Source organism: Streptomyces sp. CNZ301 (genome assembly GCF_004217425.1).
The window spans coordinates 1,966,995-1,979,418 of record NZ_SHLG01000001.1 but is presented as its reverse complement, the minus strand read 5'-3'; the positions used below and the strand labels follow the sequence as shown (position 1 = coordinate 1,979,418).

Sequence of the window (12,424 nt, the reverse complement as noted above, 5' to 3'; positions counted from 1 at the left end):
CCCGGACGCGGGGCCGGGTGACGGGCCCTCAGCCGAGGTGCACGGTGAACTCCGGCCGTCGGACGCGCAGAACCGTGCGGCCACCCTCACGGGAGGACTTCGCGCCCTCGCACCTGGCGCTCCCGTCGACTGCGACGACTGAGTCCGCACCGCTCACCGCGCGGAAGGTCAGCCTCCCCCTCTCCACACCGGTGATCTCGGCCGTGGCGTACGCGATCCGCCCGCCGCCCGCCTTCAGCCCGAGCGGCAGCATGGCGCCGCTGCGCCCCCGGACGTGCAGCTTCTCGCCCCCGAAGAGCGCCCTGCCCTTCTCGGAGACCGTGAACTCCTGGTCCAGCCCCGATGTGACGTTCAGCGCGTGCAGAAGGCGCCCGGCGGCGCCGTCGCCGCCGTCGACTGTGCGCGTGGTCAGCAGGAAGAGACCCGGGTCGACCGCGCTGTGGGTGATGGCCGGGCTCGCACCCAGCGCCTTGAGGGAACGGCGCCAGAAGTCCCGATCGCAGCGGTAGTCCGTCGTGATCACGACGGCCCGTCCCTTGCCGACGGGGACGTCGAAGCCGCAGCCCTTGCCCGTGGAGACCTCGCGCAGCACCTTCGCCCCCTTGCTCGGGGTGCACAACTGGGCCTTGCCCACGCGGATTTCGGCACGCGGTGCGGCCCACCCGTGCGACGTGACCGACAGCCAGAACCGGTCGGCGTCGGTGAGCGTCCTGCCGACCTTCAGGCCCAGCGCGTCGCGCAGTTCCGTACTGGCGTTGCCGGCCATGTCCTCTTCCGGAACCCGGCCGGAGAGCAGCAGTTTCCCGCCCGCCCCGAGATACCGGACGAGTTCGCGCTGCACCTTCGTCGCGAGGTTCCTGCCCGTCGCGAGCGCCAGTACGGGCGTACGTTCCGGATCGAGCCGCCCGGACTGGAGGTCGAGGGCCCGGTAGCGGAAGCCGCCGAGCAGCATGGCGCGGGAGAGGGCGCCGCGCGGGCCGAAGCCGCGGATCTCCTCGATGTCGGAGAGGATCGCGTCGGCGCTCGCACGCCCCGGAGGGTGGTACTCCGTCAGGTAGTGGTCGGGGACGAAGCCCAGGGCCACGTCGTCGTACTCGGGCACCATGCCGGCGAGGACGCCGGCGAGACCGCCGACCGCGTGGACGGTCTTCTTCAGCGGCTCGTAGCTGAGGTTGCGCCGGCCCTCCGGATCGACGGGCGCCGAGAATCCGTGGCGCTCGCCGGTGATGCCGATTCGGTCGTTGCCGTCGCCGGCGGGTTCGTCCAGCTTCGGATTGAACCCGCCCGCGAAGAGGTAGTAGTTGATCATCTTCACGCCCTGCGCGACGCAGAGCCGCGTCTTCAGGTCGCCGCTCTCGGCGTCCTCCTGGTTGTCCAGGTTGTCGCCGTAGTCGGCGTGGCCCGCGTCGAACTCCAGGGCGCTCAGCGGCTGGTCGGCGTCCTGGACAGACTCGGTGAAGGCGTTGATGAGGTAGAGGTCGGTGACGTTCTTGACGGTGAGCCCGCCGAGGTAGAAGTCCGACCCGGCGAAGATCCCGGGCTCGCCCGACCAGGTCTCCATCAACTGGCTGATGCCGATGGGGAACTTCTTCGCGCCGCCGTCCGACGTGCCGTGGATGTTGATGAGGAACGGGATGCCCTTGAGCCCGTTGTCCTCGGCGGCCTTGCGCAGTGCGCGGACGTAGCGCGCGAACCGGCCGCGTGTGAAGGCGCCGAGGTCGTGCATGAGGGCGGGCGCGTAGGCGTCCTTCGGGGCGCGGATGGCCTTGTCGCGCTCGTCGGCGGGCTTGTCCGCGAAGGGGTAGCGCTCGCCGAGCTTCGAGCCGTAGGTCTCATCGAGCCATGAGTTGAACGCCTTGAGCGTGCCGTCCGTGAGGGCCGGATGGTTGCTGACCCACGGCAGCATGCCGATCTCGTTGTCGAGTTGGCAGGCGATGACACCCTGTTTGCCCTTGCGGTGCCTGCGCTCGGCTATCACCGGGATCACCGCGTCGTACCAGCGCCGCACCTCCTTGAGGTAGGCGGGCGCCAAGTAGTCGATGGTCTGAGCGGTGTCCTTCTGGCCGTCCCAGCCCTTGGGGACGATCTCCGGGTGCTCCTTGCGCACGCGCGGAGGAATGCCCTCGCCCTTGAGTTCCGCCATGGTGAACGGGCCGGGGCGGGCGATGACATGGAAGCCGTTGTCGGTGCAGAGGTCCAGGAAGGCGCCGAGGTCGCGTTCCTTGCGGGTCCTGCCCGTGAGGTCGATCGAGCCGTCCGCCGTCTCGTGCCACATCCAGGGGATGTAGGTGGCGATGGTGTTGAGTCCGGCCTCCTTCGCGAGGTCGAGGCGGGACTGCCAGTCGGAGCGCTTGAGGCGGAAGTAGTGGATCTCGCCTGCCAGTACGAGCACGGGCTCGCCGTCGATCAGCAGCCGCTTGCGCTCGTACGACACGGACGGTCCGGAGGCGGCGGGCCGGCCCGGGTGCGCCCCTTGCGTGGAGGGAGCGGCGAACGCGGGCGTGCCACCGAAACCGGTGCCTCCCGCGGCGGCGACGGCGACGGCCCCGGCGCCGCCCAGTACGGCGCGGCGGCGCATGTCTGCCGGATGTGACGTCATGACGGCTCCGTGAGTCGGTGGGGGTGTGGCGTTCGGCGTGCAGTGCCCGACGTGTGGTGCGCGGTGCGAAGTGCGACGTGCCGGTGTGTGCGGACGGGAGACGGGGCGGCTGCCCGGGCACCGGTGCGCCGAGACTGTATGCGCTTACAGGAAGCGCATACAAGAGGTCGGCACAAGGCAGTTCGCGGACCGGCGCCGGACCGACGCCCCGTCAGAGCGCCACGCGGAAGCCGGTGTTCCCGGAGGAGGAGTCCGGTGTGTTCCCCATGCGTGCGGAGGTGCGATAGCGCAGGCAGTACGACTCGTGGCACAGGTGCGAACCGCCGCGCAGGGCACGGGCGTCGGAACCGTGGGCGAAGGGGCCGGCGCACCACTCCCAGACGTTGCCCGTCATGTTGAACAGCCCGTACCCGTTGGGCGGGAACGCGTCGACGGGACAGGTGCCGGCGTAACCGTCCGCGGCCGTGTTGCGGCCGGGGAAGGAGCCGCGCCAGATGTTCATCCTGTGCTCACCGCCCGGGTCGCGCTCCTCGCCCCACGGGTACGGCATGCCGCTCAGCCCGCCGCGCGCTCCGTACTCCCACTCCGCCTCGGTGGGCAGGCGAGCGCCCGCCCAGGAGCAGTATGCGAGCGCGTCGTTGTGCGAGACGTGCACGACGGGGTGGTCCTCGCGGCCCTCCACGTCCGACTGCGGGCCCTCCGGGTGCCGCCAGTCCGCTCCGTGCACCTGCCGCCACCAGGGCGCGGATGCCGCGGCGCGCGTCGGCGGAAAACCGCGCGGCAGAAAGCCACCGAAGACGAAGGACCAGCCGAAGCGTTCGGCGTCCGTGCGGTGGCCCGTCTCCGCGGTGAAGGCCGCGAACTCGCCGGCGGTGACAGCGGTCGCCGCCATCAGCAGCGGAGGGAGCGTCACTTCACGCACGGGGCCTTCGCCGTCCGCCGGGTACGGGGCGTCCTCGCAGCCCATCAGGAAGGTGCCGCCGGACAGCGGACGCCAGCCGCCAAGCGGATCCTGAACGCCGCCGGCGCGGGGCAGCCGGGTGGGACGCCGGCGGACGGAGGCCGGGCGGGAGGGCGTGCAGCAGGCCCGCGGCGCCCGGTTCGCCGTCGTGCCGGCGCTCGTCGCGTCCGCGTCCGGCGCGTCCCTGCCCGTCGCGTCCGCTTGCGGCGTGCCCGCGTCCGTCGCGTCCGCGTCCGGTGCTCCCGCTTCCGTTGCGTCCGTCGTGTCCGTCACCGAAGTGCCCTCCCTCCGCCCGGAGTTCACTCCCGAGCCGGGAGCGCACCCTCGGGCGTGTCACCGTAGCTGCGCTGAAGACGCGCGAGCTGCTCGGTCAACTCCTCGGCGACGGCCGTGTATTCGGGGTCGCCGTAGCGGTTGTGCAGTTCGTCCGGGTCGCGTACGAGGTCGAAGAGTTCCCACTCCGGCTCGCGCCGCTCCGCTGCGGCGCCCGAGGCGCCGGAACCGTGCCCCGGGTAGTGGATCAGCTTGTGCGTGCGGGTCCGGATGCCGTAGCAGGCCTGCACGTTGTGGTCGTGGTCGAGGTGCATGTAGTAGCGGTAGTAGACGCCGCTGCGCCAGTCGTCCGGCGTCTCGCCGCGCAGCAGCGGTACGAGGCTGCGGCCCTGCATGCGCTCCGGGGGCTCGACTCCCGCGAGGTCCAGCAGCGTCGGCGCGAAGTCCACGTTCGCCACGAGGTCGTCGTTGACGGAGCCGGGCGCGACCACGCCTGGCCAGCGCATCACGAGCGGAATGCGCATCGACGGGTCGTACATGAACCGCTTGTCGAACCAGCCGTGTTCACCGAGGAAGAAGCCGTGGTCGGAGGTGTAGGCGACGACGGTGTTCCCGGCGAGGCCGGAGATCGCCAGGTAGTGCAGGACGCGGCCGACGTTCTCGTCCAGCGCCGCGACGACCCGCAGGTAGTCCTTGATGTACCGCTGATAGCGCCACTCGCGCTCCTCGGCCTCCGAAAGTCCTTCCGGCACCGGCTCCTTGAGGTCCTCGGGAACGAGGTCGGCCATCCGCAGGCGGGCCTCCGCGGCCGCGGAGGCCCGCCTGCGCAGGTCGTCGTGGAGGGTCGCGGGAGCGGGGATGTCCTCGCCGGCGTAGAGGTTCTTGTGGCGTTCGGCCGGCTCGAAGTGACGGTGGGGCGCCTTGTGCTGGACGAGCAGCGCGAAGGGGCGGTCCCGGTCCCGCCCGTCGAGCCACTTCAGTGCCAGGTCGGTGATGATGTCCGTTACGTAGCCCGGGTATGTGCGCTCGCCCTCGGCGGTCAGGAACGTCGGGTCGTTGTAGACGCCGTGCCCGGGGAGGATCTCCCAGTGGTCGAAGCCGCGGGGATCGCTGCGCCCGCCGTGGCCCAGATGCCACTTGCCGACGATGGCCGTCCGGTAGCCGGCCTCGCGGAGCATCTCGGGAAAGCTCGGCTGCGTCGCGTCGAAGGTGTGGTCCGGCCCCTCGAGGGATGTCATCCCGTTGACGTGGCTGTAGGTGCCGGTCAGCAGCGTCGCCCGGGCCGGCGAGCAGATCGCGTTGGTGCAGAAGGTGTTGTCGAAACGCATGCCCTCGGCGGCCAGTCGGTCCACCGCGGGCGTCCGGTTGATCTCGCTGCCGTACGCGCCGATGGCGGGGACGGCGTGGTCGTCCGTCATGAACAGCACGATGTTGGGGCGCTCGTGCTGTTCAGGGGGATGCGTGGGCGGGGTCAACGGAATCCTTCCCTGAGACGTTCGGGCGCGGCGGTGCGGGGCGGCCGCCCCGCCGCTGTGGGCGGGAGAGGGCCGGGACAGCGCCGGGGATGAGCCGGCGGCGCTGCCCCGGCGTTCCGGGGCGGCGGGCAGCCGCGTGTGCTGCCAGGGGGTGTCTGAACAAATCCCGTCTGCTCCACGGTGGCTTGCACGCACTCCCCCAGCCTTCGGCCGGGGGTGCCCCCACGCGGCGTTGTCGGTCGTCGGCGCAGCCCTCCCCCCGGCTTCGCCGGGGTGGGGTCTCCCCGGCGGAGCCAGGGGAAGTACCCCAGCGCTCTCTCCCCCTGGGCCTGGCGGCCCGGGGAGGTACCCCCACCCTCCGCCTTGCAATCGCACGAACCAGCCACCGTGGAGCCCGCCCTGACGGGCGGACGACGCCATCTGGCAGACACCCCCTGGGGATCAGGCTATGCCGAAGTCCTCCTTGGCCAGCAGCGGCCGGACGTTCCTGGCGAAGCCGCCCGAGCGGAAGGGCTGCTGGAGCAGACCGGGGCTGAGCACCTGCGCGAGGCCGGCGGCGACCATGCCCTGGTCCAGCGCCAGCATGTAGTCGCTGACGGTCCCTTCGCGTACGTCGACGGAGTCACGGAAGCCCAGCCCGTCGTGGTAGGCGCCGAAGTCGCGGGCGATCTTCACCAGGTTCTGCACGGACGCCTCCGGCTCGAACTGCATTGCCAGGAAGGACGCGTGGGGCGTGACGACGCCCTTGGAGAAGTAGCCGTCCACCGTCATGCCGATGGCGTCGACGCCGTACTCGCTGTAGCCGCCCGACGGAATGTTGGCGGGGGAGAAGCCCCAGTAGCCGTACTTCTCCTCCTCCAGGCCGTGCTCGATCTGGCTGCGGATGAAGCGCTTGTGCGTCAGCCCCCACGCCTTGGGCGCCCAATCGCCTTCGGGCACGAAGAGCGGCACCATCAGGGCCTCGAACATCGAGCCGCCCCAGGTGGGAATGAGCTTGCGGCCGCGGTAGGTGTAGTGCCCGCGGAAGAGGCGCACGCCGTCGACCGTGACGTACTCGCCCTCGGGCATCTGCTCCTGCTCCCACTCCGGGAGCATCGTGCGGAACGTGCGCCAGTAGTGCTCGCCCGGCAGGCTGCCGTCGCCGATGCCGAGGTAACTGGCCATGCGGGGCTCGGTGTTGAGGGCTCCGTACCAGTGACCGGTGAAGGTGTTGTCGTCCGTCCAGTAGCCGCCCTTGATCTGGCCGGGGTGCTGTGCGGGGTCGCTCTCGTCGTACGGGGTGTAGTAGAAGGACCAGTCGGCGTCGGCGAGCAGCGCCTTGACGCGCCCCGCCAGCGCGGGGTCGGCGGCGGCGGCGATCCGCAGGCCCGTCACGAGCCAGGCGTTGTCGACGGACGAGAGGAACGGCCGCACCACGTCGCCGCTCTCCGGCCACTCGGTGAGCACCTCGCCCGTACTGGCGTCGTACCAGTTGAACCAGAAGCCCTTGGCCCGCTCCAGCTTCTCCACCGCCGAGACGGTGCCCGCCAGCCGCTTGCGCATGGTGGTGCGGCTGATCACGCCGAGGCCGGCCGCCGCGACCGTCGACCAGAGCCCGCAGCCGATGTTGGTCGGCGAGGTCTGCACGCTGCGCTTCGGCTTGGCGCCGCTGACGTCGATCTTGTCGGTGGCGAGGCCGAAGTCCGTGTGCATGGCCTCGATGGAGGCGTAGGTGTCACGGAACCAGCGGTGCAGCAGGGCCGTGGTGGTGCGGCTGCGCGCCGAGGCCGGGGTGGCCGTGGCGCCGCCGAGGGCGAGCGCGGCCGTGGCGCCCGCTCCTGCCGTGAGGATCGTCCGTCGTTTCATGGTGGTGGGACTCCTTCGTCTTTCGGTGGACGTGCAGTCGTGCGGACGCCGGGACGGGGGCCGGGGCTCAGCTCCTGACGAGGCGCAGCGCCCGGATTCCGGGCATCGGGAGGTCGAGGGTGAGGGAGAGCGAGCCGTCGCCGTCGGCGGTCACGGTGCCGCCGCTTTCCTCGAACAGCTCGTCGGCGGCGCGGAGTTCGGCCCACTGCCGCTCGTCGGGCCAGTTGCTGTGGCCGCCGTCGACGGCGTCCCACACGGCCTTGATGTTGGAGTGCTTCTCATCCACGCGGCGTACGGTGACCGCGTAACCCGCTCCGGGAGCGAGCCCGTTCACCTCGACGCGTGCGTTGCGGTTCAGCGATGCGGCACCGTCGGTCTTCGTCTGGTCGAGCGTGCCGTTCCAGCACAGCACGTCGACGCTCGCGGCGTCGTCGGTGCGCGTCGCGAGGCATTCCACCAGCGCCTCGGCGCCGTCGCCGGTGACCGACGCCGGGATGCGGCCGCCCTCGAGCTGCGAGAGCATGCGCAGCGCCCAGAAGCGCGGCTTGCGCAGATTGCCCACGGTCAGCAGCCCGAATCCGCCGTGGAAGAGCTTCGGCGGGCGGCCCAGCTCCTCGAAGTGGTCGGTGGCCACCCAGTAGGCCAGTGCGTCCGTCGAGGCCAGGGCGCTCTTCATGCCGCGCAGCACGAACGGTGCGGAGAAGACGGAGTCGCTGACGCGGTGGAAGTGGGTCGGGGTCACGCCCCACTCCGTCCACAGGATCTCCGGCTCGGGTCGTCCCGTCGCCTCGGCGAAGGAGCGCGTCTGGGGACGGAAGTCCAGCGGGGCGTTGCCGTAGGTGTGCGTCGAGACGAAGTCGATGGGCACGTCGTGCTCGCGGCAGTGCTCCAGCAGCGGACCCACCCACTTCGCGGCGGCCGAGCCCGGGCCTCCGACCCTGATGCGCGGGTCGACGCTCTTCACGGCGCGCGCAGCGGTCTCGTACAGGAGGTGGTACTGGGCCTGGGTGCCGTTCCAGAACACCTTCAGGTTCGCCTCGTTCCAGACCTCGAACTCCCAGGTGGCGACCTCGTCCGCGCCGTAGCGCTCCCGCAGGTGCACCGTCAGCTCCCGGCACAGTGCGCCCCACCGGTCCCAGCTGCGCGGCACGGAGGCTATGCCCTTGTACTCGAAGATCGTGTACTCGGGGTCGAGCGCCAACTCCGCCGGCATGAAGGAGAGTTCGACGACGGGCTTGAGGCCCGTGGCCAGGAAGCGGTCGTAGACCTCGTCGAGACCGGAGAAGTCGAAGGACCCGTCCTCGCGCACGCTCACGCACTCGGGCAGGAACGTGCCGTGCGCCCGCACCGTACGCACACCCAGCTCGTCGCGGACGGTGCCGAGCGCGTCCGCGTACTCCCGCGCGACGTCCGCGCCGCCGGGACCCGGCTCGTCCCACAGCAGCATCGACAGGTGCTCGGCGCCGATCATCCGGTTCCACACGGGCGGGAGCGGCACGGGCGCGGCGGCGGCGTCGACGCTCACGGTGACGGTGGGCGGCTTCGTTCCGGGCGCCCTGGGGCAGCCGCGGACGGGCTCGGCGGTGAGCGGGCCGGGGCCCGCGTCCGTCCAGGTGGCGACCTTGTACCAGTAGCCCTGTCCGGGCTCGATGAGCGAGTCCGCGTACGGTGGCGCGGGCACGGCCAGTACGTCGCCGCCGCGGTGGTCGAGCGGTTCGTACGGGCCGTCCACGGTGTCCGCGCGGTGTACGAGATACCCCAAGGCGCCCTTCACCGGCTGCCAGTCGAGCAGCACATGGCCGGTGCCGTCCTCGGAGCGCAGCCGCGACGGCGCCGGGAGGTCGGCGGTGCCGGTCAGCGGCTGGTCGCTGGGCAGGCCGATGCGCTGCTCCCAGTCGACGCGAGCGGCGTTCTTCTCGGTCATGTCGGGGTCACCTCTCGATGGATGCGCATACACGGGTGCGCCGAAGTGGCGCACTGCCGTGGTGCTCGCTCGTGTGTGACGGACGGTGCTGCGGTCCAGCGGGTGCTGCGGTCCGAACAGTTCAGCGGGTGCTGCGGTGCTGCTGTGCTGTCGTGCAACGCCCTGTCGTACGGGCCTGCTTGCGGTCGTACGGGCCTACTTGAGGCCCGCGGTGGCGATGCCCTGCGTGAAGTAGCGCTGCAACAGGATGAAGACCAGCAGCACCGGCAGCACGACGAGGAACGCGCCTGCCATGAGCACCCCGTTGGAGCCGTTGGTCTTCGTGGGGTCGATGGCGAAAGTGGCAAGGGCCACCGGAAGCGTGTACTTGCCGGGGTCGTTGGTGGCCACCAGCGGCCACAGGAAGTTGTTCCAGGACTGGAGGAACGTGAAGATGGCGAGCGTCGCCAGCGCGGGCTTGACCAGCGGCATCGCGATCCGCCAGAAGATGAACCACTCGCCGGCGCCGTCGATGCGGGCCGCCTCCAGCAGCTCGTCCGGTATGGCCGTCATGAACTGGCGCATGAGGAAGACGCCGAAGGCGCCGGCCGCGAACGGCAGGATCAGCGCCGCGTAGGAGTCGACCAGGCCCATCTTGCTGACCATCACGAACATCGGCATCAGCATCAGGTTGCCGGGCACCATCAGCGCGCACATCACCACCGCGAACATGGGCCGCTTCCCCCCGAACTTCAGCTTCGCCAGGGCGTAGCCGAGCATCGAGCAGAAGACCAGGTTGCAGGCCGTGACGACGCCGGCGACCAGCGTGGAGTTGAAGAAGTGGGAGCCGATGTCGAGCAGCTTGACCAGCTTCTCGAAGTGGATCAGCGTCCAGTCCTCCGGGATCCACACCGTGGGCGTCGCGCCCAGGTCCTTCTCCGACTTGAAGGCGGACAGCGCCATCCAGAGGAACGGCGCGACCATCACGATCATCCCGGCCCACAGCACGGCCAGGAGGAGCCTGCGGCGCGGGGCCTCGCCCTTGTGCAGGCGGGGCGCCGGCTTTTCGGTCGGCAGGGCGGGCGCGGTCATTTCGTCTTGTCCTTCAGCAGGCGGAGCTGGAGCAGGGTGACGGCGAGAATGACCGTGAACAGCACGTACGCCATGGAGCTCGCGTAACCCATGTGGAAGTAGCTGAAGCCCTCCTTGTACATGTTCAGCGAGACGGTCAGCGTCGAGTTGTCGGGGCCGCCCTCGGTCATCACGAACGGCTCCTCGAAGACGTTGAGGAAGCCGATGGTCGTCATGACGCTGACGTAGAGCATCGTCGGGCGCAGCAGCGGCACCGTGATGCTGCGGAACTCCTGCCACACGCCGGCTCCGTCCAGCCGCGCGGCCTCCCGCACCTCTGTGGGGATGCCCTGGAGACCGGCGAGGAAGAGGACCATCGCGTTGCCGAGGTTGCGCCAGACCGCCATCACGATGAGGGACGGCATGGCGAGAACGTTCGAGCCGAGGAAGTCCGGTGAACGCAGGCCGACCTCGGAGGCGAGCCCGGCGATGAGGCCGTCCGCCGGGTCCAGCACGAAGCGCCACACGACGGCCACCGCGACGATGCTGGTGACGACGGGCGCGTAGAAGCCGACGCGGAAGACGGTCCGTATGCGGCCGACGCCACGGTTGAGCAGCACTGCCGCGAACAGCCCCGCGCCGACGGTGAGCGGCACGCCCAGGAGAACGAAGTAGAACGTGTTGAACAGCGACGTCAGGAACTTCTCGTCCTCGAAGAGGCGCGTGTAGTTGTCCAGGCCGATGAACTCGGCGGAGAAGGGATCCGCGACGTTCCGCAGCTCGAATTCGGTGAAGCTCATGACGAACGTCGCGACGATCGGCACGGCCATGAACGTCAGGAACAGCAAGAGGAAGGGCGTGGAGAACAGCCACGCCGGGCCGTTCTGCACGCTGAGCCGGTCCCGGCGGGGACCCGGTCCCCGCTTCCGGCCCGTGAGGACTCCGGCCCCGGCCCCGGGCCGCACCTTCGAGGTGCGGTCCGGGGCCCCCCGCCGGGATGGGGTCGTGGTCGCCATCGAGTCAGCCCACCAGGCCCTCGGTGGCCTTCTGCATCCAGGCAGCTGCCTTCTTCGGGGACTCGCCCTTCTGCGAGACGCGCGCCACACCCTCGTCGATCTTGGCGGCGAACTCCTCCCACTGAGCGAGCGGCGGAACGGTCTTCGCCGTCTTGAGCTGCTTCTCGAAGGCGGCGAGCTGCTCGGGCGCGTTCTTCAGTGCCGGCTCGTCCCAGGCCGCCGTGTTGGCGGGCAGCGACCGGGCCCGCTCGTACCAGGCGGCCTGCTGCTTCGCGCCGGTCAGGTACTTCGTGAACTCCTTCGCGGCAGCCTTGTGCTTGCTGTCCTTGAAGGTCACGAGGCTGGCGCCGCCCACCCATGAGGTGCTCGACTCGCCCGACGGCAGCGGGGCGGTGGCGTACTTGCCCTTCAGCTGCGGCTGCTGGTCCTTGATGACCTGCACGATCCAGGGGCCGGAGATGAACATCGGGGCGTCCCCGGTGCCGAAGTCCTTGACCACGTCGTAGTCGGGCGGGGAGCTCTTGCGGGACAGGCCCTTGTCGTAATAGGAGGCGTACTCCTCCAGCGCCTTCACGGACTCGGGGGAGTCCAGGGCGGGCTTGCCGGAGCCGTCGACCAAGTCGCCGCCGGCGGAGTAGAGGAAGGGGAGCCAGGTCTGCCAGGCGCCGGTGTTGGCGGGCTGGTTGTACGTGCCCCACTTGGTGCCGGCCTTGTCCTTGTAGGCCTGGGCGAGGGCCATCTGGTCCTTCCAGGTGGCCGGCGGCTCGTCGATGCCGGCCTTCTCGGCCAGGTCCGTGCGGTAGTAGAGGGCGCGGGTGTCGACGTACCAGGGGACTCCGTAGGTCTTGCCGTCCTTCACGGCGCCGTTCCAGGCGGCGGGGAAGAAGTCGTCCTTCTTGAACGTCTTCTCGTCCACCGGGTCCAGGGCGCCCAGCTCGATGAACTCGCCCAGCATGGTGCTGCCCATCTGGGACATGTCGGGGAGTTCCCCGGCGGCGACGCCGGACTTCAGCTTCTGGTGCACGACGTCCCAGCCGACCGGGGTGACCTTGACGGTTATGTTGGGGTGCTTCTTGTTGAACTCCTTGCCGATCGCGGCAAGGTGCTTGCCCTCCTCACCCATGCCCCAGACGGTGAGGGTCTGCTTGTCCTTGGCGGAGCTCTGCTTCTCGTCGCCGCTGCCGCAGGCGGAGAGCAGCAGCGCGAGGGCGGTCGTTGCCGCGGTGGCGGCGGCGATGCGGGGTAGAGGCTGCATGGAGGATCTCCTCCTCGTTCACGGAG

Annotated in this window: 8 protein-coding genes; all 8 read right to left on the bottom strand. The window is 70.1% G+C overall.

Translation table 11 applies throughout. The features are described from left to right. Positions 1 to 28 precede the first annotated feature (28 nt). Complete coding sequence (locus tag EV375_RS08545; RefSeq protein ID WP_130298910.1) at positions 29 to 2,599, bottom strand: beta-galactosidase; 2,571 nt, start codon at positions 2,597 to 2,599, stop codon at positions 29 to 31. A gap of 211 nt (positions 2,600 to 2,810) precedes the next feature. Beyond that, the gene (locus EV375_RS08540) at positions 2,811 to 3,635 is read right to left on the bottom strand and encodes a formylglycine-generating enzyme family protein (RefSeq protein ID WP_486588715.1); all 825 of its coding nucleotides are present in this window, start codon (positions 3,633 to 3,635) and stop codon (positions 2,811 to 2,813) included. A gap of 224 nt (positions 3,636 to 3,859) precedes the next feature. After that, positions 3,860 to 5,308, bottom strand: a complete 1,449-nt coding sequence (locus tag EV375_RS08535; RefSeq protein WP_486588369.1) for a sulfatase family protein — start codon at positions 5,306 to 5,308, stop codon at positions 3,860 to 3,862. A 441-nt stretch (positions 5,309 to 5,749) separates the two neighbouring features. Next, complete coding sequence (locus EV375_RS08530) at positions 5,750 to 7,153, bottom strand: glucoamylase family protein (RefSeq protein ID WP_130298908.1); 1,404 nt, start codon at positions 7,151 to 7,153, stop codon at positions 5,750 to 5,752. 67 nt (positions 7,154 to 7,220) lie between these two features. Further along, a complete protein-coding gene (locus EV375_RS08525; protein ID WP_130298907.1) occupies positions 7,221 to 9,077 on the bottom strand; it encodes a GH39 family glycosyl hydrolase in 1,857 nt (618 codons plus the stop codon). A 195-nt stretch (positions 9,078 to 9,272) separates the two neighbouring features. Further along, on the bottom strand, positions 9,273 to 10,148 hold the full coding sequence (locus tag EV375_RS08520; protein ID WP_130298906.1) for a carbohydrate ABC transporter permease: 876 nt from the start codon (positions 10,146 to 10,148) through the stop codon (positions 9,273 to 9,275). Then, positions 10,145 to 11,143: a carbohydrate ABC transporter permease gene (locus EV375_RS08515; RefSeq protein WP_130298905.1), complete on the bottom strand. Its 999-nt coding sequence runs from the start codon at positions 11,141 to 11,143 to the stop codon at positions 10,145 to 10,147. The genes EV375_RS08520 and EV375_RS08515 overlap by 4 nt, the downstream gene beginning before the upstream one ends. 4 nt (positions 11,144 to 11,147) lie before the next feature. After that, positions 11,148 to 12,398, bottom strand: coding sequence for a sugar ABC transporter substrate-binding protein (locus EV375_RS08510; protein WP_130298904.1), 1,251 nt, complete (start codon positions 12,396 to 12,398; stop codon positions 11,148 to 11,150). Between the last annotated feature and the right edge of the window lie 26 nt (positions 12,399 to 12,424).